Source organism: Geodermatophilaceae bacterium NBWT11, assembly GCA_014218215.1.
Lineage (GTDB): Bacteria > Actinomycetota > Actinomycetes > Mycobacteriales > Geodermatophilaceae > Klenkia.
The window spans coordinates 1,228,875-1,250,430 of the sequence record CP043652.1 but is presented as its reverse complement, the minus strand read 5'-3'; the positions used below and the strand labels follow the sequence as shown (position 1 = coordinate 1,250,430).

Sequence of the window (21,556 nt, the reverse complement as noted above, 5' to 3'; positions counted from 1 at the left end):
AATCGATCGATCATCGGTGGATGTTGACGACCCGCCGTGTGGTGCCCCTGCTCCGCGCCGGTCTGGTCGCGCTCTTGGCGGTGCTGGTCGTGTTCCAGGTGCTCTCGCTGCCCGGTCAGTTCCGGCACATGGCCGAGCAGGAGCCGGACCTGGCGTACCTGCGCTGGCCGCTGACGATCGGCGCCGTGCTGGGGGTGCTGTGCGTGCAGGTCGTGCTGGTGTGCACCTGGCGTCTGCTGACCCTGGTGCAGCGGGACCGGATCTTCACCCCGGCCTCGCTCGGCTGGGTCGACGGGATCGTCTACGCCGTCGCCGGTGCCGAGCTGCTCCTGCTGGTGTTGCTGGCCTTCGTCGGTGCCACGGCGGACGACCCCGGCGTCCTGCTGCTGGTGCTGCTCGTGGCCACCGGGGTCGCCGTCCTCGGCCTGGTGGTCGTGGTGATGCGCTCGCTGCTCAAGGAGGCCACCACCCTGCGGTCGGACCTCGACGAGGTCATCTGATGTCCATCGTCGTCCGCATCGACGTGGAGCTGGCCCGCCGCAAGATGAGCGTCGGCGAGTTCGCCGAACGGGTCGGGCTCACCCCGGCCAACGTCGCGGTGCTGAAGAACGGCCGGGCCAAGGCGGTGCGGTTCAGCACCCTGGAGGCGATGTGCCGGGTGCTGGACTGCCAGCCCGGCGACCTGCTCGAGTGGGTGGACGACTGACCGCCGACCGCTAGTCCTCCAGCGCGGCCTGGAAGGCGGCGAGCTTGTTCTGCGTCTCGGCGAGCTCGGCGGCCGGGTCGGAGCCCGCGACGATGCCGCAGCCGGCGAACAGCCGGGCCTGGGCACCGCCGTCGGCCCCGGTCAGCTGGGCGCAGCGCAGCGCCAGCCCGAACTCGCCGTCGCCGGCGGCGTCCAGCCAGCCGACCGGGCCGGCGTACCGGCCGCGGTCCATGCCCTCGAGCTCGGCGATCAGCGCGGCGGCCACCGGGGTGGGCGTGCCGCAGACGGCGGCGGTGGGGTGCACCGCGGCGACCAGGTCGAGCAGCCCGGCGGGGGAGTCGGCCCGCTGGGTGCCGCGCAGGTCGGTGGCCAGGTGCCGCACGTTGGGCAGCGTGAGCAGCTGCGGGGTGGCCGGCACGTCCAGGGTCGCGCAGAACGGGCTCAGCGTGGCCACCAGCGAGGCGACGGCGTACTCGTGCTCGGCGAGGTCCTTGCCCGAGTGGGTCAGCGCGTCGGCCAGCCGGTCGTCCTCGGCGCCCGCGCCGCGCGACGTCGTCCCGGCCAGCACCCGGGAGGACAGCTCCCGCCCGGTGCGTCGCAGCAGCAGCTCGGGGGTCGCGCCGAGCAGACCGTCGACGGAGAAGGTCCAGCAGTCGGGGAACCGCGCGGCCAGCCGCAGCAGCAGCCGGCGGGGGTCCAACGGGTGGTCGGCGGTGACCAGCAGGTCGCGGGCCAGCACCACCTTGTCCAGCTCACCGGCGTCGATCCGGGCCACGGCCCGGGCCACGGCGCCGCACCAGGTCACCGGGTCCAGTGCGCCGTCGGCGTAGGCCAGCTGCCCGATGGAGGTGTCGGCCTCCTCGCCGGAGGTCTCGAACACCGGCCGGTCCAGCGCGTCCCCGGTGGTGGTCACCCAGGTCTGCCCGCCGCGCCGGCCCACCACGACCTCGGGGACGACGAACACCGACGTGCCCGCGGTCGGGTCGAAGGCGATCGAGGCGAACACCACCGGACCGGAGCCGGGGACGCCCACCGGGTCGACCACCTCGGTGCGCGCGCACCGGTCGGTCCACCACTGCTGGGCCCGGGCCAGCGCGTCGGGGCCGGACACCTCGAGCCGGTCGGCCTCGCCCCAGCCCACCAGGCCCTCGCCGCGGCGCACCCAGGTGACCGCGCCCTCGACGGGCAGCAGGTTCAGCAGGGGGGTGCGGCGGGCGCCCACCGGGGTCGTGACGACGACGTCCGTCGTCGTCGCGGCCACCGTGCTCACCCCAGCCAGAGTAGGAGCACCGCCGTATCGTCGTCGGGCGTGAGCGCAGGAGATCGGACACAGGGCTACCGGGCCACGCTGGACAAGCGGCCCGCCGAGGTCGCCGCGATGTTCGACGGGGTCGCCGGCAAGTACGACCTCACCAACACCGTGCTCTCCGGCGGGCTGGACGCCGGCTGGCGCCGGGCCACCCGCGAGGCCCTCGGCGCGCGCCCCGGGCAGACCGTCCTCGACGTGGCCGCCGGCACCGGGGTGTCCACCGTCGAGCTCGCCTCCGGCGGGGTCACCGCCATCGCCTGCGACTTCTCCCTGGGCATGCTGCGCGCGGGTTCCGGACGCGACGTGCCGTTCCTGGCCGGGGACGCGATGGCGCTGCCGCTGGCCGACGAGAGCGTGGACGGCGTCGTCATCTCCTTCGGCCTGCGCAACGTGGCCGACCCCGACGCGGCGCTGCGCGAGTTCCGCCGGGTCACCCGACCGGGCGGCACGCTGGTGGTCTGCGAGTTCTCCAGCCCCACCTGGACGCCCTTCCGCACCGTCTACACCGAGTACCTCATGAAGGCGCTGCCGCGGGTGGCCACCGCGGTCAGCAGCAACCCCGACGCCTACGTGTACCTCGCCGAGTCGATCCGGGCCTGGCCCCCGCAGCCGGTGATGGCCCGCAAGCTGCAGGACGCCGGCTGGTCCGACGTGGCCTGGCGCGACCTCACCGGCGGGATCGTCGCGCTGCACCGGGGCACCCGGGTCTGACCCGTCGTTTCCGGGCGCGTGACGCCGGGCACACCCCGGCATGACCTTCCCCGCGACGCCCGATCCCGGCCCCGACGGCATGCCCCCCACCCCGGTCGACCCGGTGCCGTCTGAGCCCAGCCCGCCGGAGAGCCCCACGCCCAGCCCGACCGACCCCATCGCACCACCGCCCACCTGAGCGGACGCACCTACGATCGGCCGGTGCCCCTCCCCACCGGTCGCCGTGCCGACGTCGTCGTCGTGGGCGCCGGCCCCGCCGGGTCCAGCGCGGCCTGGTGGCTGGCGTCGTCCGGACTGGACGTGGTGGTGCTGGAGAAGGCGCACTTCCCCCGGGAGAAGGTCTGCGGCGACGGGCTGACCCCTCGCGGGGTGGCGGCGCTGCACGCGATGGGCGTGGACACCTCCGACGGGTGGGTGCGGCACCGCGGGCTTCGGGTGTTCGGTGGTGGCCGGGTGACCGAGGTCGACTGGCCCGAGCTGTCGCACTGGCCCGGCTACGGGCTGATCCGCACCCGCGCCGACCTCGACGACACCCTCGCCCGGCACGCGGAGTCCGCGGGTGCCCAGGTGCACCACGGCGTCACCGTCACCGAGCCGCTGCTCGACGGGGCCGGCCGGGTCGCCGGGGTGCGCGCGCAGGTCGGGCCGGACAAGGAACCGGCCACCTGGCACGCCCCGCTGGTGGTCTCCGCCGAGGGGCTCTCCGGCCGGCTGGCGAAGTCGCTCGGGCTGAACCGGCGCACCGACCTGCCGCTCGGCGTCGCCGTCCGGCAGTACGTGCCGACGCCGCGCGCCGCCGACCCGTACCTCGACATCTCCTTCGACCTCACCGACCGCGGCCCGGATGCTGCGTCCATGCCCGGCTACGGCTGGCTGTTCCCGATGGGCGACGGGACGGCGAACGTCGGGTTCGGCTTCCTGGACACCCGGCGCACCGCCGACGACGACGCCCGCACCGTCTACCGCCGCTGGCTGGCGACCCTCCCGCCCGAGTGGGAGCTCGACGTCGAGGCGGCCACCCCGCTGCGCGGTGCCGGCCTGCCCACCTCGCTGTCCCGCCGACCGGCGTACACCCGCGGCCTGGTGCTGGTCGGTGACTCCGCCGGCTCGGTCAACCCGTTCAACGGCGAGGGCATCAGCTACGCCATGGAGACCGGGCGGACGGCCGCCGAGGTCGTCGTCGAGGCCCTCGCGCTGCCCGCCGGCCCGGCCCGCGAGGCCGTCCTGCGGCGCTACCCGGAGCTGCTGCGGGACTCCTACGGCGGCCACCACCGGCTCGGTGCCGGCTTCCTCGCCCTGCTGGCCCGTCCGGAGTTCACCCGGTTCGCCCTCGCGCACGGGCTCAAGCGCCCGGCGCTGGTCCGTGCCGCGCTGCGCCTGATGGGCAACCTGCACGACGGCCGGGACGGCGACGCCGTCGACCGGACCATCGCCGTCCTCACGAAGGTCCTCCCCGCCGCCTGAGCACCCCGGCCACCCGCGGTGAGGGTGCCCTGAGTTGCGCCACGCCCACCCGGGGTGGCTTCCGTTTCCTGTGACCGGCGACATAGGGTCGAGCTGAAACCACTTGTGAAGCAATTCACAAGCTCGGCGGGAACTCGGGGAGGCGCTGGTGCTCGCGACGTACGTGCCGCTGGTCGGCCTGTTCGTGCTGGCGGCCGGGTTCGCGCTGTTCTCGGTGACCGCGGCGCCCTTCATCGGCCCGCGCCGCTACAACCAGGCCAAGCTCGAGGCCTACGAGTGCGGGATCGAGCCGGTCGACCAGCCGCTCACCGGCGGGCGCTTCCCGATCAAGTACTACCTGACCGCGATGTTGTTCATCGTCTTCGACATCGAGATCGTCTTCCTCTACCCCTGGGCGGTCGCCAACGACTCCCTGGGCGTCTTCGGCCTGATCGAGATGGTCGTCTTCATCGCCACCGTGTTCATCGCCTACGCCTACGTCTGGCGTCGCGGTGGACTGGAATGGGACTGAGCTCATGGGCCTGGAAGAGAAGCTGCCGAGCGGCGTCCTGCTGACCAGCGTGGAGAAGCTGGTCAACTGGACCCGGAAGTCCTCGCTGTGGCCGGCCACCTTCGGGCTGGCCTGCTGCGCGATCGAGATGATGGCCTCGGGTGCGGGCCGGTACGACCTGGCCCGGTTCGGCATGGAGGTCTTCCGGGCCTCCCCACGCCAGGCCGACCTGATGATCGTGGCCGGGCGGGTCAGCCAGAAGATGGCCCCGGTCCTGCGCCAGATCTACGACCAGATGCCCGAGCCGCGCTGGGTGCTCTCGATGGGCGTCTGCGCCAGCTCCGGCGGCATGTTCAACAACTACGCGATCGTCCAGGGCGTCGACCACATCGTCCCGGTGGACATGTACCTGCCCGGCTGCCCGCCGCGGCCGGAGATGCTGATGGACGCCATCCTCAAGCTGCACCACAAGATCCAGCACGAGCCGATGGGCCCCAAGCGCGCCGCCGCCCTCGCCGCCGCCCGGGCCGACGGGACCGCGCCGGACCTGCACGTCGCGATGCCCTCCACCGTGCGCGTGGACAAGGCCGCGAAGAAGGCCTACGAGGACGCCGCGGCCGCCGGGCGCACCGGCCAGTTCGCCATCGAGCAGCGCGGCGGCAACGCCGTCCTGCTCCCGGGGGAGCGCGGATGACCGGGGCCTTCCGCACCGGTGCCTTCGGGGTCACCGGCTCCGGGGACACCTCGGGCTTCGGCGGGCTCGTCCGGGTCGAGCCCGGCGGCGCTGTCGCGCTGCACTCCACCGAGCGGCCCTACGGCGGCTGGTTCGACGAGGTCACCGACGCGCTGATCGAGGCGGTCGGGCAGGCCTCGTACGACGCCGCCGTCCCCCGCGTGCTGGTCGACCGCGGCGAGATCACCTACTTCGTCGAGCGCGAGCACTTGCTCACCCTCGTCCAGGCCCTGCGCGACGACGACGCACTGCGCTTCGAGCTGTGCTCCTCGGTGTCCGGGGTGGACTACCTCGACGCCGGCGGCCCGGCCGGCAAGCGGCTGCACGCGCTCTACCACCTGACCTCGATGACCTACCGGCGGCGGATCCGGCTCGAGGTCGCCGTGACGGCCGAGGACCCGCACGTGCCCAGCGTGACCGCGGTCTACCCGACCGCGGACTGGCACGAGCGCGAGGCCTGGGACATGTTCGGCCTCGTCTTCGACGGCCACCCGGCGCTGACCCGGATCCTCATGCCCGACGACTGGGAGGGCCACCCCCAGCGCAAGGACTACCCGCTCGGCGGCGTCCCGGTCGAGTACCACGGCGCGACCATCCCGCCCCCGGACGAGCGACGGAGCTACCGGTGACCCAGACGACCGACCCGTACGCCGGGTCCCGCGAGACCACCGAGGGCCGCGTCTACACCGTCACCGGTGGCGACTGGGACCTGACCTTCGGCTCGGACCCGCTCGCCGAGGAACGCCTCGTGGTCAACATGGGGCCCCAGCACCCCTCCACCCACGGCGTGCTCCGGCTGGTGCTGGACCTCGAGGGCGAGACGGTGACCAAGGCGCGGGTGGTCATCGGCTACCTGCACACCGGCATCGAGAAGAACACCGAGTACCGCACCTGGACCCAGGGCACGACGTTCGTGACCCGGATGGACTACCTGGCGCCGCTGTTCAACGAGACCGCCTACTGCCTGGCGGTGGAGAAGCTGCTGGGCATCGAGGCGCCCGAGCGGGCCACCACCATCCGGGTGCTGGTCATGGAGCTCAACCGGATCGCCAGCCACCTCGTCGGGCTGGCCACCTTCGGCATGGAGATGGGCGCCCTCACCGGGATGACCAACGGGTTCCGTGAGCGCGAGCTCGTGCTGGACCTGCTGGAGGAGATCACCGGGCTGCGGATGAACCACGCCTACGTGCGCCCCGGCGGTCTGGCCCAGGACCTCCCGGACGGCGTCGAGGCCAAGATCCGCGAGTTCCTCACCGTGATGCCCGAGCGGGTCGCCGGGTTCCACCGGCTGCTCACCGGCCAGCCGATCTGGCAGCGCCGGCTGCGCGACGTCGGGTACCTCGACGTCACCGGCTGCATCGCCCTGGGCGTCACCGGCCCGGTGCTGCGCAGCGCCGGGCTGCCCTGGGACCTGCGCAAGGTCGAGCCGTACTGCGGCTACGAGACCTACGACTTCGAGGTGCCCACCGCCGACACCGCCGACGCCTGGGGCCGCTACCTGGTCCGGATGGCCGAGGTGAACGAGTCGATGAAGATCGTCGAGCAGGCCCTGGACCGGCTGCGCCCGGGCCCGGTGATGGTCGAGGACAAGAAGATCGCCTGGCCCGCGCAGCTGTCCCTGGGTGCCGACGGCATGGGCAACTCCCTGGACCACGTCAAGCACATCATGGGCCAGTCGATGGAGGCCCTGATCCACCACTTCAAGCTGGTCACCGAGGGGTTCCGGGTCCCGGCCGGGCAGGTCTACCAGGCCATCGAGTCCCCCCGTGGCGAGCTCGGCTTCCACGTGGTCAGCGACGGCGGCACCCGGCCCTTCCGGGTCCACGTGCGCGACCCCAGCTTCACCAACCTGCAGGCGACGGCGGCGATGAGCGAGGGCGGCATGATCGCCGACGTCATCGCCGCGATCGCCTCGATCGACCCCGTGATGGGGGGAGTGGACCGATGACGGCTCTCCCGGGCTCCGCGGAGGGGACGGCGGTGACCGGGCTGGACTCCAGCCCGGCCGAGCAGCGCACCGACCTCGAGCCGCTGACCGAGCAGACCCGCGCCGAGTGCCGCGAGCTGATGGCCCGCTACCCGGTGCCCCGCTCGGCGCTGCTGCCGATGCTGCACCTGGTCCAGTCGGTGCAGGGGTACGTCTCACCCGAGGGCATCGCGCTGTGCGCGCAGGAGCTGGGCCTGACGAAGGCCGAGGTCGGCGCGGTCGCGACGTTCTACACGATGTACAAGCGCCGCCCCACCGGCCGGCACCTGGTCAGCGTCTGCACCAACACGCTGTGCTCGGTGCTCGGCGGGCAGCGGATCTACGACCGGCTCAGCGCCGACCTCGGGGTCGGCCACGACCAGACCACCCCCGACGGCGCGGTGACCCTGGAGCACGCCGAGTGCCTGGCCGCCTGCGACTACGCCCCCGTGGTCACCGTGGACTACGAGTTCTACGACCAGCAGGACGTCGAGTCCGCCGTCGAGATCGTCGCCGCGCTGCGCCGGGGCGAGAAGCCGGCCCCCACCCGGGGCGCCCCGCTGACGGACTTCCGCGGCATCTCCCGGCAGCTGGCCGGGCTCTCCCAGCACGCCGACGCCGCGGCCGCCCGGGCCGCCGTCGACGGGCCCTCGGCCGGCGTCCCCACCCTGCGCGGCGTCCGGCTGGCCGCCGAGCGCGGCGAGGCCGCCCCGCCCATGCCCGCCCGCGAGACCCCGGAGACCGTCAGCTCCCCGGACGAGGGGACCCCGGTGAGCCCGGACACCGGGGGGACGCCGGGGGAGCAGGCCGCGGACGCCCAGGTGGCAGCAGCCGACAACCCGGCCGAGCGCTCCGGCGCCGAGCAGAACCACCCCGACCAGCCCGAGCCGGCCGGCCGCGCGGCCGCCGACCGGGACGCCGGCAGCGAGACCAGCACCGATGGCCAGGCGCAGTCCGGCGCCGGCACCTCCGTCGAGCGAGAGGTCTGAGCCATGCCGCTCACCCCCGTCCTCACCACGCGGTACGCCGAAGAGCGCTCCTGGACCATCGAGACCTACGAGCGCACCGAGGGGTACGTCGCCTGGCGGCAGGCGCTGGGCATGACGCCCGACGAGCTGGTCGGCCTGGTCAAGGACTCCGGCCTGCGCGGCCGCGGGGGAGCGGGCTTCCCCACCGGGATGAAGTGGTCGTTCATCCCGCAGCCGAAGCCCGGGGAGACCCCCACCGGCCCGGCCGCGAAGCCGAAGTACCTGGTGGTCAACGCCGACGAGGGCGAGCCCGGCACCTGCAAGGACGTCCCGCTGATGATGGCCGACCCGCACTCCCTGGTGGAGGGCGTGGCCATCGCCTCGTACGCGATCCGCTGCCACGTCGCCGTCATCTACGTGCGCGGGGAGGCCGTGCACGCCCACCGCCGGATGGTCGCCGCGGTCGCCGAGGCCTACGCCGCCGGCCACCTCGGGACCGACGTGCACGGCTCGGGCTACGACCTGGAGGTCGTGGTGCACGCCGGGGCCGGCGCCTACGTCTGCGGGGAGGAGACCGCGCTGCTGGACTCCCTGGAGGGGATGCGCGGGCAGCCCCGCCTCAAGCCGCCGTTCCCCGCCGTCGCCGGGCTCTACGGCGCCCCGACCGTGGTCAACAACGTGGAGACGCTGGCCAGCGTGCCGTTCGTGGTGCGCGGCGGGTCGGCCTGGTTCAAGGAGTTCGGGCCGGAGAAGTCGCCCGGGCCGAAGATCTACTCGCTGTCGGGCCGGGTGGTGCACCCCGGGCAGTACGAGGCGCCGATGGGCACCACGATGCGCGAGCTGCTGGAGATGGCCGGCGGGGTGCGGCCCGGGCACGAGCTCAAGTTCTGGACGCCGGGCGGGTCGAGCACGCCCTACTTCACCGCCGAGCACCTCGACGTCCCGCTGGACTTCGACTCCGTCGCCGCCGCGGGCTCCATGCTGGGGACGACGGCGCTGATGGTCTTCGACGAGACCGACTCGATCGTCGAGGCCACCCTGCGGTTCACCGAGTTCTACGCCCACGAGTCCTGCGGCAAGTGCACCCCGTGCCGGGAGGGCACCTACTGGCTGGTCCAGATCCTGGAGCGGCTGGTCGCCGGGCGCGGCACCGCCCGCGACCTGGACCTGCTCACCGACACCTGCGACAACATCCTGGGCCGCTCGTTCTGCGCCCTCGGTGACGGTGCCACCAGCTGCATCGCGTCCTCCCTGAAGTACTTCCGCGACGACTACGTCGCCCTGCTGCCCGAGGACGAGCAGGGCCGGCTGGGTCGTTCCCTGCGCCTCGAGCCGGTCGGAGCCATGGCATGACCACCCCCGAGCCCGCCCCCGCGCAGGCCCCCGCCGTCCCCGGGCCGCACACCCCCGAGGACCACGTCCGCTGCACCATCGACGGCTTCGACGTCGCGGTGCCGAAGGGCACGCTGATCATCCGGGCCGCCGAGCAGATCGGTGTGCAGATCCCGCGGTTCTGCGACCACCCGCTGCTCGAGCCCGTCGGGGCCTGCCGGCAGTGCCTGGTCGAGGTGGAGGGCCAGCGCAAGCCGGTGGCCTCCTGCACCGTGCCGGTCACCCCGGACATGGTGGTGAAGACCCAGCTCACCAGCGAGGTCGCCGACAAGGCCCAGCAGGGCACGATGGAGCTGCTGCTGGTCAACCACCCGCTGGACTGCCCGGTCTGCGACAAGGGCGGGGAGTGCCCGCTGCAGAACCAGGCGATGAGCTCCGGGCGCACCGAGAGCCGCTTCGTCGACGTCAAGCGCACCTACCCCAAGCCGCTGCCGATCAGCTCCCAGGTGCTGCTGGACCGCGAGCGCTGCGTGCTGTGCGCCCGGTGCACCCGGTTCTCCCAGCAGGTGGCCGGGGACCCGTTCATCGAGCTGTTCGAGCGCGGGGCCAACGAGCAGGTCTCGGTGTCGGCCGACGAGCCCTTCGAGTCCTACTTCTCCGGCAACACCGTGCAGATCTGCCCGGTCGGTGCGCTCACCAGCGCCGCCTACCGGTTCCGCTCCCGGCCCTTCGACCTGCGCAGCGAGCCCAGCGTGTGCGAGCACTGCGCCTCGGGCTGCGCCCAGCGCACCGACTACCGGCGCGGCACCGTCATGCGCCGGCTGGCCGGGGACGACCCGCAGGTCAACACCGAGTGGAACTGCGACAAGGGCCGGTTCGCCTTCCGCTACGCCGCCGCGAACGCCCGGATCACCACCCCGCTCGTCCGCCGGGACGGCGAACTGCAGCCCGCCTCCTGGCCCGAGGCCTGGGCCGCGGCGGCCGAGGGGCTGGCCGCAGCGGTCGCCGACGGCGGGGTCGGGGTGCTCCCCGGCGGCCGGCTGACCGTCGAGGACGCCTACGCCTACGCCAAGTTCGCCCGGGTCGCCCTGGGCACCAACGACGTCGACGCCCGGGCCCGCGCGCACTCCGCCGAGGAGCTCGCCTTCCTGGAGGCGCACGTCGCCGGCACCGCCCCCGGCGCCGGCGCGGTCACCTACGACGAGCTCGTCGCCGCCCCTGCCGTGCTGCTGGTCGGGTTCGAGCCCGAGGAGGAGTCGCCGATCGTCTTCGTCCGGCTCCGCCGCGCCGTCCGCGAGCGGGCGCTGCCGGTCTTCGACGTCGCCCCCTTCGCCACCCGGGGCAGCGAGAAGCTCGACGCCACCCTGCTCGCCACCCCGCCCGGGCTGGAGGGCGCGGTGCTCCGGGCCCTGGCCGCGGACTCCGCCGGCGGGGTCGGTGCCGAGGCCGCCGCCGCACTGCGCCTGGAGGGTGCGGTCGTGCTCGCCGGGGAACGGCTGGCCGAGACGCCCGGCGCGCTGTCGGCGCTGTCCGCGGTCGCTCGCGCCACCGGTGCCCGGGTCGCCTGGGTGCCCCGCCGGGCCGGGGAGCGCGGTGCCGTCGAGGTGGGTGCGCTGCCCAGCCTGCTGCCCGGGGGCCGCGCCGTCGCCGACCCCGAGGCCCGCACCGAGGTCGGCGCCCTGTGGGGCGTCGAGGTGCCCGCCCGCGTGGGCCGGGACACCACCGGCATCCTCACCGGCGTCCGGGACGGCCGGCTCGCCGGGCTGCTCATCGGCGGCGTCGACCCCGCCGACCTGCCCGACCCCGCCCTCGCCGAGACGGCTCTCGCCGCGGCCGGCTTCGTGGTCAGCCTGGAGCTGTTCCCGAGTGCGGTCACCGACCACGCCGACGTCGTCCTGCCGGTCGCCGCCGCGCCGGAGAAGGCCGGCAGCTACCTCGACTGGGAGGGCCGGGTGCGGCCCTTCGACGCCACGCTGCACGGCACCGGCGCGCTCACCGACGCCCGGGTGCTGTCGGGGCTGGCCGACGCGCTCGGTGTCCGGCTGGGCCTGTCCGGGGTGGACGACGCCCGCCGCGAGCTGGTCGCCCTCGGCGGCGCCGGCCGCACCCGTGAGGTCCGCGGCCTGGACGTCGCCCCTGCCGGCAGCCCGCGGCTGGGCGCCGAGGACGTGGTGCTGGCCTCCTGGCGGCAGCTCATCGACGACGGCACGCTCCAGCGCGACGAGCCGGCGATGGCCGGCACCGCCCGCCCGCCGGTCGCCCGGCTGGGCAAGGAGACCGCGCTGCGGCTGGACGTCGCCGACGGCGACCCGGTCACGGTGAGCGGCCCGTCCGGGTCGATCACCCTGCCGGCGCAGGTCACCGAGATGCCCGACCGCGTCGTGTGGGTGCCGATGCGCTCGCCCGGCAGCCACGTGCGCACCGACCTGGGCGTCGGCCCCGGCGGCGTCGTGCACCTGACCCGCGGGAGCCTCGCGTGAGCGTCCTGGCGGCCACCGACCAGCCCACGCTGGAGGACTTCGGGAACGACGTCTGGTGGATCATCCTGATCAAGGTCGTCGGCGTCTTCGGCGTGCTGGTCGTGATGACGCTGTTCGCGATCGTGTTCGAGCGCAAGGTCGTCGCCCGGATGCAGCAGCGCACCGGCCCCAACCGGGTCGGGCCGCGCGGCTACCTGCAGAGCCTGGCCGACGGCCTGAAGCTGGCGTTCAAGGAAGACATCATGCCGACGCTGGCCGACAAGCCGGTGTACTTCATCGCCCCGGTCATCGCGACCATCCCGGCGTTCCTGGCCTTCTCGGTCATCCCGCTGGGCCCGTCGGTGTCGATCTTCGGCCAGCAGACCCCGCTGCAGCTCATCGACGCCCCCATCGGCGTGCTGATCGTGCTGGCCTGCTCGGCGATGGGCGTCTACGGGATCGTGCTCGGCGGCTGGGCCTCCGGCTCCACCTACCCGCTGCTGGGCGGGCTGCGCAGCGCCGCCCAGATGGTCAGCTACGAGATCGCGATGGGGCTGTCGATCGTCGCGGTCTTCCTCTACGCCGGGACGATGAGCACCTCGGAGATCGTCGCGGCCCAGGCCGGCGGCAACGAGCTGAGCTTCTTCGGCGCCACCTTCCAGGGCCCCAGCTGGTACGCCGTGCTGCTGCCGGTGTCCTTCGTCATCTACGTCATCGCGGTGGTGGGGGAGACCAACCGGGCGCCCTTCGACCTCCCCGAGGCCGAGTCCGAGCTGGTCGGCGGGTTCCACACCGAGTACTCCTCGCTGAAGTTCGCGCTCTTCTTCCTCGCCGAGTACGTCAACATGGTCACCGTCTCCGCGCTGGCCGCGACGCTGTTCCTCGGCGGCTGGCGGGCCCCGTTCCCGATCTCGATCTGGGACGGCGCCAACACCGGCTGGTGGCCGCTGCTGTGGTTCTTCGGCAAGGTCGTCGCCGCGCTCTTCGTCTTCATCTGGCTGCGCGGCACGCTGCCCCGGCTGCGCTACGACCAGTTCATGCGCTTCGGGTGGAAGGTGCTCGTGCCCACCGCGCTGGTCTGGATCCTCGCCGTGGCCACCATGCGCACCGTGTCCCGGGAGTTCGACCTGTCCAGCGGCGAGGTGGCGCTCTACGTGGGCGTGCCGATCGCCGTCGTCGTCCTCGGTGTGCTGCTGGTGGCCTCGCGCAAGAGCAACGAGGACACCCGGATCGCCGCGCTCAACGCCGCGGCCGGGTCGATCAACCCGACCGAGCCCGAGGTGCTGCCCCCGGTGCGCACCGGCGGCGCCCGCCGCCGTCCGGCCCAGCGCACCGGCCCGGCCCGCGCCGAGGGCGGCTTCCCGATCCCGCCGATGGACCTCGTCGTCCCGCCCTCGCCGCGGCTGTCGTCGCGCGAGGGCGAGGAGGTCGCCGCGGGCTCCGTCGTCGGCACCGGTCGCCGAACCCGTCCCACCCCTGCAGGAGAGGACACCGATGTCTGACCGGACCCCCGCCCGCCGCCCCGGCGGGGAGGTCGAGCAGGCCGGTGGCACCGCGTCCGCCCCGGCGAAGCGCACCAGCTGGCTGCCCGCACCCGCCCAGGGCTTCGGGGTGACCTTCTCGACGATGTTCAAGAAGGTGACCACCGAGCAGTACCCCGAGGTCCCCAAGGTGACCAAGCCGCGCTACCACGGGCGGCACGTGCTCAACCGGCACCCCGACGGGCTGGAGAAGTGCGTGGGATGCGAGCTCTGCGCCTGGGCCTGCCCGGCCGACGCCATCTACGTCGAGGGCGGCACCAACACCGAAGAGCAGCGGTTCTCCCCGGGCGAGCGGTACGGCGCGGTCTACCAGATCAACTACCTGCGCTGCATCTTCTGCGGGCTGTGCATCGAGGCCTGCCCCACCCGCTCGCTGACGATGAGCAACGACTTCGAGCTCGCCGACGACAACCGCGGCGACCTGATCTACACCAAGGAGCAGCTGATGGCCCCGCTGCTGCCGGGCATGGAGCAGCCCCCGCACCCGATGCGCCTCGGGGACGACGAGAAGGACTACTACCTGCGGGTGCCGGTCGAGGAGACGCCCCGTGGGTGACGTCGTCATCGGCACCGGGGAGACGGTGACCTTCTGGATCCTCGGCCCGATCGCCCTGGCCGGGGCGCTGGGCATGGTCTTCGCCCGCAACGCCGTGCACTCCGCGCTCTTCCTGGTCAACACGATGCTCGCGCTGGGCGTCTTCTACGTGGTGCAGTCCGCGCCGTTCCTGGGCGCGGTGCAGATCATCGTCTACACCGGCGCCATCATGATCTTGTTCCTGTTCGTGCTGATGCTGGTCGGCCGGGACTCCTCGGACTCGGTGGTGGAGACCCTGCGCGGGCAGCGGGTGGCGGCCACCGTGCTGGGCATCGGGTTCGCCGGCCTGGTCGGCGCCGGCATCGCCGAGGCCACCCGGGACACCCCGGTGGTCGGGCTGGAGGCCGTGCAGGGCGGGGCCGGGGGTGCCGCCGACGGCAACATCCAGGCGATCGCCGAGCTGCTGTTCACCCGCTACCTGCTGGCCTTCGAGGTCACCAGCGCGCTGCTGATCACCGCCGCGGTGGGCGCGATGGTGCTGGCGCACATCGAGCGCGAGCCCGGCAGCCGGCAGACCCAGAAGGAGCTCTCCCGCGCCCGGTTCCTCACCTCGGACCGGCCGCAGACCCTGCCCGGCCCCGGCATCTACGCCCGGGCCAACTCGATCGCCGCCCCCGGCCGGCTGCCCGACGGCAGCCCGTCCGAGGCCAGCTTCGCCACCGGCGTGGAGCCGCAGGTCGTCGACGAGCTGCCGGCCTCCGACCACACCGGCGGGGGTCCGGACGGCGCGCTGGGCACCACCCGGGGCGCCGGGGGTGAGCTGCGGTGAGCATCGCCAACTACCTGGTGCTGGCCGCCGTCCTGTTCACCATCGGCGCCGTGGGCGTGCTCGTGCGGCGCAACGCGATCGTGGTCTTCATGTGCATCGAGCTGATGCTCAACTCGGTCAACCTGACCCTGGTCACCTTCGCCCGGTCCACCGGCACCCTCGACGGCCAGGTCATCGCGTTCTTCGTCATGGTCGTCGCGGCCGCCGAGGTGGTCGTCGGCCTGGCGATCATCATGTCGATCTACCGCACCCGCCGGTCGGCCTCGGTCGACGACGCCAACCTGCTGAAGTACTGAGCGGAGCGCCGAGATGGACACCGTGCCCGCGACCGGGCTCCTCGCTGCCTCCTGGCTGCTGATCGCGCTGCCCCTGGCCGGGGCCGCCGTGCTGCTGCTGGGCGGGAAGCGCACCGACCGCTGGGGTCACCTGCTGGCGATCGGCACCGTCGTCGTCGCCTTCGCCCTGGGCGTGGCCTGCGCGCTCGAGCTGTCGGCCCTGGAGACGAAGAGCGTCGGCGTCGACCTGTTCACCTTCGTCTCCACCGGCTCGCTGGACGTCTCGGCCGGGCTGTTGCTCGACCCGCTGTCGGCGGTGTTCGTGCTGCTCATCACCGGGGTCGGCGCGCTCATCCACGTCTACTCGGTGGGCTACATGGCCCACGACCCCGCGCGGCGCCGGTTCTTCGCCTACCTGAACCTGTTCGTCGCCGCGATGCTGCTGCTGGTCCTCGGCGACAGCTTCGTGGCCCTCTACGTCGGCTGGGAGGGCGTCGGTCTGGCGTCCTACCTGCTGATCGCGTTCTGGTACACCCGCCCGGCCGCGGCGACCGCCGCCAAGAAGGCGTTCATCATGAACAGGGTCGGCGACGTCGGCCTGGCCCTGGCCGTGTTCCTGATGTTCGCCCAGCTGGGGACGACGTCCTACGCCGGCGTCTTCGGCTCGGTCGGCCTGCTGGCCGGCGGCACCGTCACCGCCCTGGGCCTGCTGCTGCTCCTGGGGGCGTGCGGCAAGTCCGGCCAGTTCCCGCTGCAGGCGTGGCTGCCCGACGCCATGGAGGGCCCGACCCCGGTCTCGGCGCTGATCCACGCCGCCACCATGGTCACCGCCGGGGTGTACCTGATCGCGCGCAGTGCGCCGGTCTACGACGCCACCCCCACCGCGCGCACCGTCGTCCTCGTGGTCGGGGCGATCACCATCCTGATCGGCGCGGTCGTCGGCTGCGCCTACGACGACATCAAGAAGGTGCTGGCCTGGTCCACGGTCAGCCAGATCGGCTACATGTTCCTGGCCGTGGGGCTGGGCCCGATCGGCTACGCCGCCGGCATCGCGCACCTGCTCACCCACGGCTTCTTCAAGGCCGGGCTGTTCCTGGGCGCCGGGTCGGTCATGCACGCCATGGGCGACCGCACCGACATGCGCGGCTTCGGCGGCCTGGCCGGGAAGATGAAGGCCACCTTCGTGACGTTCGGGCTGGGCTACCTGGCGCTGATCGGGTTCCCGTTCCTGTCCGGTTACTGGACCAAGGACGCGATCATCGAGGCCGCCTTCGACCGGGGCGGGACGTCGGGGTACCTGCTGGGGGGGATCGCGGTCCTGGGCGCCGGGCTCACCGCGTTCTACATGACCCGGCTGATGCTGATGACCTTCTTCGGCCGGGCCCGCTGGTCGACCACCGGCCCCGACGCCGTGCACCCGCACGAGTCGCCGGCGGTGATGACGCTGCCGATGGTCGTGCTCGCCGTCGGCTCGGTCGCCGCGGGCCTCCTGCTGGTCGAGGTCTTCCCGCTGGCCGACTGGCTCGCCCCGGTGTTCGGCGAGCCCGAGGAGGCCGCCCACGTCGTCCCGCCGCTGGTGGTGAGCGTGCTGGTCACCGTCGTCGTCGCCCTGGGCGTGCTGCTCGCCTGGGTGGTCGTGGGCCGCCGCGAGGTGCCGACGACGGCGCCCGAGCGGGTGTCGCTGCCGGTCCGTGCCGCCCGCGCCGGGCTCTACGCGGACACGATCAACGAGTCGCTGCTGATGCGGCCGGGGATGTGGCTGACCCGGGCCCTGGTCTGGGTGGACAACCGCGGCGTCGACGGCCTGGTCAACGGCATCGGCGCCGGACTCGGCGGGTCCTCGGCCCGGCTCGGCCGCACCCAGACCGGCTTCGTCCGCTCCTACGCCCTCGGCATGCTCGGCGGCGCGCTGCTCGTCGCCGGCGCCCTGCTCGCGGTGGCCGCCGGATGACCGCCCCCACCGACCACGAGGAGCTGCTGTCGTGAGCGACTACCCCTGGCTGCTCACGATGATCGTCGTCCCGGCGGTCGGCGGCGCCGTCGTCGCGGCCCTGCCCAAGGGCCGGGACGCCCTGGCCAAGCAGGTCACCCTCGGGGTCAGCGCGCTGGTGTTCGTCCTCGCCGTGCTGGCCACCGTCGCCTTCGACACCGGCGGCGACCGGTTCCAGCTGGTCACCTCGGTGTCCTGGATCCCCGCCTTCGGGGTCGACTTCGCCCTCGGGGTGGACGGCATCGCGCTGGTGATGCTGCTGCTGGTCGGGTTCCTGGTGCCGGTCGTCGTCGTCGCCTCCTGGCGGGACACCGCGCCCGCCGGGCGCACGATGCAGGCCTACTTCGCCTGGCTGCTGGTGCTCGAGGCGTTCATGGTCGGCGTCTTCGCCGCTACCGACGTCTTCCTCTTCTACGTCTTCTTCGAGGCGATGCTCGTCCCGATGTACTTCATCATCGGCAGCTACGGCGGGCCCCGCCGGCAGTACGCCGCGGTGAAGTTCTTCCTCTACAGCCTGCTCGGCGGGCTGGTGATGCTCGCCTCGGTCATCGGGCTGTTCGTGGTGAGCGAGTCCCAGCTCGGGGCGGGCACGTTCGCCTTCGACGCGCTGCGCCAGCTGGAGATCGACCCCGGCGTGCAGAAGCTCCTGTTCCTGGGCTTCTTCATCGCCTTCGCGATCAAGGCCCCGCTGGTGCCCTTCCACACCTGGCTCCCCGACTCCGGTGCCGAGGCGCCGATCGGTGGCTCGGTGCTGCTGGTCGCGGTGCTGGACAAGGTCGGCACCTTCGGCTTCCTGCGCTACTGCCTGCCGCTGTTCCCCGACGCCGCCCGGGCCTTCGCCCCCGCGGTGCTGGTGCTGGCCGTGCTGGGCATCGGGTACGCCGCGCTGCTGGCGATGGGGCAGTCGGACCTCAAGCGGCTGGTCAGCTACACCTCGATCGCGCACTTCGGGTTCATCGCGCTGGGCATCTTCGCCTTCACCACCGAGGGCGGCACCGGCGCGGTGCTCTACATGGTCAACCACGGCATCGCGACCGGTGCGCTGTTCCTCGTCGTCGGGATGCTCATCGCCCGCGGTGGGTCGCGGCAGATCAGCGACTACGGCGGGGTGGCGGCGAAGGCCCCGGTGCTGGCCGGCGTGCTGCTGGTCGCGGGTCTGGCCAGCCTCGCGCTGCCGGGCACCGGCAGCTTCGTGTCGGAGTTCCTGGTGCTGATCGGGTCGTTCCCGTCGATCCCGGTCTTCACCGTGCTGGCCACCGTGGGCATCGTGCTGGCCGCGCTCTACGTGCTGCTGATGGTCCAGCGGACGGTGTTCGGCCCGGTCCGCGGGCTGGTGGCCGAGAAGCCGTCGGCCTTCGGTGACCTGGGCCGCCGCGAGCTCGCCGTCGTCGCCCCGCTGATCGCACTGATCATCGGGCTGGGCGTCTACCCGCAGCCGCTGCTGGACCTCATCGACCCGGCCGTCGCCGCGACCATGGTCGACGTCGGCTCCGACCCGGCCGGGTCGACCCCGGTGCACGAACCCGTCACCGCCGAGCAGGGAGCCAACTGATGGGTGCGATCCAGGCGCCGTCGCTGTCGCTGGCCGCGCTGTCCCCGCTGCTGTTCGTCTTCGGGGCGGCCGCGATCGGCGTGCTGGTCGAGGCCTTCGCGCCCCGGCACGTGCGGCACCCCGTGCAGGTCGCCCTCGCCCTGGTCGGCATGGTCGGCGGGTTCGCCGCGACCCTGCTCATCGCCGGCACCGAGACCGTCACCGCCGGCGGGGCGCTCGCCGTCGACGGGGCCGGGCTGTTCCTGCAGGCCACCATCACCGGCCTGGGGGCGCTGTCGATCCTGCTGTTCGCCGAGCGCGGGCTGGACCCGGCGCGGTCCTCCTTCGTCGCGGCCGCCGCGGTGCCGGCCGGCAGCCCCCGGGACCGTGAGCTGCTGACCAGCGAGCGGGTGCAGACCGAGGTCTACCCGCTGGCCTCCTTCGCCGTCGGCGGCATGATGCTCTTCGCCACCGCCAACGACCTGCTGGTCATGTTCATCGCCCTCGAGGTGCTCAGCCTGCCGCTCTACCTGATGAGCGGGCTGGCCCGCCGCCGGCGGCTGCTGAGCCAGGAGGCGGCGGTCAAGTACTTCCTGCTCGGCGCCTTCGCCTCGGCGTTCTTCCTCTACGGCCTGGCGCTGGTCTACGGCGCCACCGGCACCATCCGGCTCTCGGGCATCCGGGCCGCGGTGACCGAGGACGGCACCGGCACCCTGCTGGTGCTCGGCCTCGGGCTGCTCGTCGTGGGGCTGATGTTCAAGGCCTCGGTCGCGCCCTTCCACACCTGGACCCCCGACGTCTACCAGGGCGCCCCCACCCCGGTCACGGCGTTCATGGCCTCCTGCACCAAGGTCGCCGCGTTCGGCGCGATCCTGCGGCTGCTCTACGTGGCCTTCGGGACGGCGGACTGGACCTGGCGGCCGCTGGTGTACGGCATCGCGATCGTGTCGATGGTGGTGGGCGCGGTGCTCGGCCTCACCCAGACCGACGTCAAGCGGATGCTCGCCTACTCCTCCATCGCACACGCCGGCTTCCTGCTCACCGGGGTCATCGGGCTGGGCGGGGGCACCGGCTCCGGCTTGGCGGCGACGCTGTTCTACCTGCTCGCCTACGGCCTCACCACGCTCGGTGCCTTCGCCGTCGTCACCCTCGTCCGGGACGGCGACGGCGAGGCCACCCACCTCTCCCAGTGGGCCGGGCTGGCCCGCCGCTCCCCGCTGACCGCGGCGATCATGGCCTTCCTGCTGCTCGCGCTGGCCGGCATCCCGCTCACCAGTGGGTTCACCGGGAAGTTCGCGGTCTTCCGGGCCGCGATCGAGGTCGGGGCCTGGCCGCTGGCCGTGGTGGCCCTGGTGACCAGCGCGATCGCGGCGTTCTTCTACCTGCGACTGCTGGTGCTCATGTACTTCTCCGAGCCCGCGGTCGACGGCCCCACCGTCGGCGTCCCCGGCCTGCCGACGACCATCGTGCTGGCCGTGACCGTGGCGGCCACCCTGGTGCTGGGCGTCGTCCCGGGCTCGGTGCTGGACCTGGCCGAGTCCGCCGCCACCCTCGTCGGGTGAGCACCGGCCGGTGGGGTGCGCGGACGCACAGCAGGCCGACGGTCCACCGGCCTCGTCCGGCGTCTATCTTCGACGGTCTATGACCGGAGCCCGCACCGCCCTCCCCGCCGCCGGGGGCGGGAGCCAGACGCAGCTGTGGAACCGCCCTGCCACGCCGGCCTCCACGATCGGCTCCTGGTTGCCCGAGGGCGAGCTCGGGGAGTCGCTGGCCGCAGGGCTCACCCGGGTCGAGGACGAGCTGCAGGCCGCCGTGGTCAGCGAGCACGACTTCGTCGGGGAGACCGCCGCCCACCTGATGACCGCCGGCGGCAAGCGGTTCCGCCCCGTGCTGGCGCTGCTGGCCGCCCACCTGGGCGACGCCGACGCGCCCCAGGTGGCCACCGCCGCGGTGGTCTGCGAGCTCACCCACCTGGCCACGCTCTACCACGACGACGTCATGGACGAGGCCCTCGTCCGGCGCGGTGCGCAGAGCGCGAACAGCCGGTGGAGCAACAGCATCGCCATCCTGACCGGGGACTTCCTGTTCGCCCGGGCCTCGGACCTGCTGGCCGACCTCGGCCCCGAGGCCGTGCGCGTCCAGGCCCGCACCTTCGAGCGGCTGGTCACCGGCCAGATCCGGGAGACCGTCGGCCCGGCCGCCGGCGAGGACCCGATCGCCCACCACCTGTCGGTGCTGGCGGACAAGACCGGCTCGCTGGTGGCCACCTCCGCCCGCTTCGGGGCCACCTTCGCCGGGGTGGACGCCGCCCTCGTCGCCGAGTTGACCGCGTTCGCCGAGGAGGTCGGGGTCGCCTTCCAGCTCTCCGACGACCTCATCGACATCACCAGCGAGAGCGGCACGTCGGGCAAGCTGCCCGGCACCGACCTGCGGGAGGGCATCGCCACCCTGCCGGTGCTGCTCGCGCTGGCCGGCGACGACCCGGCCGAGGCGCGGCTGCGCGAGCTCGTCGCCGGACCGGTCACCGACGAGGCCGACCACGCCGAGGCGCTGGCCCTGCTGCGTGCCTCGGCCTCGCTGGGCCGGGCCACCGAGGTGCTGCAGTCCTACGCCGACCGGGCCCGCGCCCGGCTCGGCGCCGTCCCCGAGGGCGACGTGCGGGAGGCGCTGGACGCGCTGTGCGACTACGTGGTGACCCGCTCCGCATGACCGACGCG

General features: G+C 73.2%; 20 protein-coding genes. 19 read left to right on the top strand and 1 reads right to left on the bottom strand.

The annotated features are described in order from the left end of the window. Window positions 1-20 precede the first annotated feature (20 nt). Window positions 21-500 carry a DUF2975 domain-containing protein gene (locus tag F1C76_05925; protein ID QNG36188.1) on the top strand — a complete coding sequence of 160 codons (480 nt, stop codon included), beginning with the start codon at window positions 21-23 and terminating at the stop codon, window positions 498-500. Then, window positions 500-706 (top strand): helix-turn-helix transcriptional regulator, encoded by a 207-nt coding sequence (locus F1C76_05920; GenBank protein QNG36187.1) that lies wholly within the window; start codon window positions 500-502, stop codon window positions 704-706. The genes F1C76_05925 and F1C76_05920 overlap by 1 nt, the downstream gene beginning before the upstream one ends. Before the next feature lie 10 nt (window positions 707-716). Here F1C76_05920 and F1C76_05915 read toward each other — a convergent pair whose 3' ends face one another. Then, on the bottom strand, window positions 717-1,976 hold the full coding sequence (locus F1C76_05915; GenBank protein ID QNG36186.1) for an isochorismate synthase: 1,260 nt from the start codon (window positions 1,974-1,976) through the stop codon (window positions 717-719). A gap of 39 nt (window positions 1,977-2,015) precedes the next feature. Between F1C76_05915 and F1C76_05910 the strand changes: the two genes are divergently transcribed. The 17 genes from F1C76_05910 (at window position 2,016) to F1C76_05830 (ending at window position 21,548) form a co-directional block, all read left to right on the top strand. Next, complete coding sequence (locus F1C76_05910) at window positions 2,016-2,726, top strand: demethylmenaquinone methyltransferase (protein QNG36185.1); 711 nt, start codon at window positions 2,016-2,018, stop codon at window positions 2,724-2,726. 174 nt (window positions 2,727-2,900) lie between these two features. Then, a complete protein-coding gene (locus tag F1C76_05905; GenBank protein ID QNG36184.1) occupies window positions 2,901-4,190 on the top strand; it encodes an NAD(P)/FAD-dependent oxidoreductase in 1,290 nt (429 codons plus the stop codon). Window positions 4,191-4,335: 145 nt separating this feature from the next. Next, window positions 4,336-4,701 carry an NADH-quinone oxidoreductase subunit A gene (locus F1C76_05900; protein QNG36183.1) on the top strand — a complete coding sequence of 122 codons (366 nt, stop codon included), beginning with the start codon at window positions 4,336-4,338 and terminating at the stop codon, window positions 4,699-4,701. Window positions 4,702-4,705: 4 nt separating this feature from the next. After that, the gene (locus tag F1C76_05895; protein QNG36182.1) at window positions 4,706-5,374 is read left to right on the top strand and encodes an NADH-quinone oxidoreductase subunit B; all 669 of its coding nucleotides are present in this window, start codon (window positions 4,706-4,708) and stop codon (window positions 5,372-5,374) included. Further along, window positions 5,371-6,042: an NADH-quinone oxidoreductase subunit C gene (locus F1C76_05890; protein ID QNG36181.1), complete on the top strand. Its 672-nt coding sequence runs from the start codon at window positions 5,371-5,373 to the stop codon at window positions 6,040-6,042. The genes F1C76_05895 and F1C76_05890 overlap by 4 nt, the downstream gene beginning before the upstream one ends. Next, window positions 6,039-7,361, top strand: a complete 1,323-nt coding sequence (locus F1C76_05885; GenBank protein QNG36180.1) for an NADH-quinone oxidoreductase subunit D — start codon at window positions 6,039-6,041, stop codon at window positions 7,359-7,361. Before F1C76_05890 ends, F1C76_05885 begins: the two co-directional genes overlap by 4 nt. Next, the gene (gene nuoE, locus F1C76_05880) at window positions 7,358-8,368 is read left to right on the top strand and encodes an NADH-quinone oxidoreductase subunit NuoE (GenBank protein QNG36179.1); all 1,011 of its coding nucleotides are present in this window, start codon (window positions 7,358-7,360) and stop codon (window positions 8,366-8,368) included. The genes F1C76_05885 and nuoE overlap by 4 nt, the downstream gene beginning before the upstream one ends. A 3-nt stretch (window positions 8,369-8,371) precedes the next feature. After that, on the top strand, window positions 8,372-9,700 hold the full coding sequence (gene nuoF / locus F1C76_05875; protein QNG36178.1) for an NADH-quinone oxidoreductase subunit NuoF: 1,329 nt from the start codon (window positions 8,372-8,374) through the stop codon (window positions 9,698-9,700). Continuing rightward, on the top strand, window positions 9,697-12,159 hold the full coding sequence (locus F1C76_05870) for an NADH-quinone oxidoreductase subunit G (protein QNG36177.1): 2,463 nt from the start codon (window positions 9,697-9,699) through the stop codon (window positions 12,157-12,159). The genes nuoF and F1C76_05870 overlap by 4 nt, the downstream gene beginning before the upstream one ends. Further along, complete coding sequence (nuoH, locus tag F1C76_05865; protein QNG36176.1) at window positions 12,156-13,640, top strand: NADH-quinone oxidoreductase subunit NuoH; 1,485 nt, start codon at window positions 12,156-12,158, stop codon at window positions 13,638-13,640. Before F1C76_05870 ends, nuoH begins: the two co-directional genes overlap by 4 nt. Further along, window positions 13,633-14,235: an NADH-quinone oxidoreductase subunit NuoI gene (nuoI, locus tag F1C76_05860; protein QNG36175.1), complete on the top strand. Its 603-nt coding sequence runs from the start codon at window positions 13,633-13,635 to the stop codon at window positions 14,233-14,235. Before nuoH ends, nuoI begins: the two co-directional genes overlap by 8 nt. Further along, on the top strand, window positions 14,228-15,043 hold the full coding sequence (locus F1C76_05855) for an NADH-quinone oxidoreductase subunit J (GenBank protein ID QNG36174.1): 816 nt from the start codon (window positions 14,228-14,230) through the stop codon (window positions 15,041-15,043). Before nuoI ends, F1C76_05855 begins: the two co-directional genes overlap by 8 nt. After that, complete coding sequence (gene nuoK, locus F1C76_05850) at window positions 15,040-15,339, top strand: NADH-quinone oxidoreductase subunit NuoK (GenBank protein QNG36173.1); 300 nt, start codon at window positions 15,040-15,042, stop codon at window positions 15,337-15,339. Before F1C76_05855 ends, nuoK begins: the two co-directional genes overlap by 4 nt. A 13-nt stretch (window positions 15,340-15,352) precedes the next feature. Then, window positions 15,353-17,269 (top strand): NADH-quinone oxidoreductase subunit L, encoded by a 1,917-nt coding sequence (gene nuoL / locus F1C76_05845; protein ID QNG36172.1) that lies wholly within the window; start codon window positions 15,353-15,355, stop codon window positions 17,267-17,269. Window positions 17,270-17,300: 31 nt separating this feature from the next. Beyond that, window positions 17,301-18,860: an NADH-quinone oxidoreductase subunit M gene (locus F1C76_05840; GenBank protein ID QNG36171.1), complete on the top strand. Its 1,560-nt coding sequence runs from the start codon at window positions 17,301-17,303 to the stop codon at window positions 18,858-18,860. Further along, entirely contained in the window at window positions 18,860-20,401 is a 1,542-nt protein-coding gene (gene nuoN / locus F1C76_05835) for an NADH-quinone oxidoreductase subunit NuoN (GenBank protein ID QNG36170.1), read from the top strand. Before F1C76_05840 ends, nuoN begins: the two co-directional genes overlap by 1 nt. Window positions 20,402-20,480: 79 nt before the next feature. Further along, on the top strand, window positions 20,481-21,548 hold the full coding sequence (locus tag F1C76_05830) for a polyprenyl synthetase family protein (GenBank protein ID QNG36169.1): 1,068 nt from the start codon (window positions 20,481-20,483) through the stop codon (window positions 21,546-21,548). Window positions 21,549-21,556: the final 8 nt, after the last annotated feature.

What these genes read in the sequence shown, in the direction of transcription:
- F1C76_05870 (QNG36177.1), top strand. Translation starts at nt 9,697, where the DNA reads ATGACCACCCCCGAGCCCGCCCCCGCGCAGGCCCCCGCCGTCCCCGGG.
- nuoN (QNG36170.1), top strand. Translation starts at nt 18,860, where the DNA reads ATGGGTGCGATCCAGGCGCCGTCGCTGTCGCTGGCCGCGCTGTCCCCG.
- nuoI (QNG36175.1), top strand. Translation starts at nt 13,633, where the DNA reads ATGTCTGACCGGACCCCCGCCCGCCGCCCCGGCGGGGAGGTCGAGCAG.
- F1C76_05925 (QNG36188.1), top strand. Translation starts at nt 21, where the DNA reads ATGTTGACGACCCGCCGTGTGGTGCCCCTGCTCCGCGCCGGTCTGGTC.
- F1C76_05920 (QNG36187.1), top strand. Translation starts at nt 500, where the DNA reads ATGTCCATCGTCGTCCGCATCGACGTGGAGCTGGCCCGCCGCAAGATG.
- nuoF (QNG36178.1), top strand. Translation starts at nt 8,372, where the DNA reads ATGCCGCTCACCCCCGTCCTCACCACGCGGTACGCCGAAGAGCGCTCC.
- F1C76_05830 (QNG36169.1), top strand. Translation starts at nt 20,481, where the DNA reads ATGACCGGAGCCCGCACCGCCCTCCCCGCCGCCGGGGGCGGGAGCCAG.
- F1C76_05890 (QNG36181.1), top strand. Translation starts at nt 5,371, where the DNA reads ATGACCGGGGCCTTCCGCACCGGTGCCTTCGGGGTCACCGGCTCCGGG.
- F1C76_05895 (QNG36182.1), top strand. Translation starts at nt 4,706, where the DNA reads ATGGGCCTGGAAGAGAAGCTGCCGAGCGGCGTCCTGCTGACCAGCGTG.
- nuoE (QNG36179.1), top strand. Translation starts at nt 7,358, where the DNA reads ATGACGGCTCTCCCGGGCTCCGCGGAGGGGACGGCGGTGACCGGGCTG.
- nuoL (QNG36172.1), top strand. Translation starts at nt 15,353, where the DNA reads ATGGACACCGTGCCCGCGACCGGGCTCCTCGCTGCCTCCTGGCTGCTG.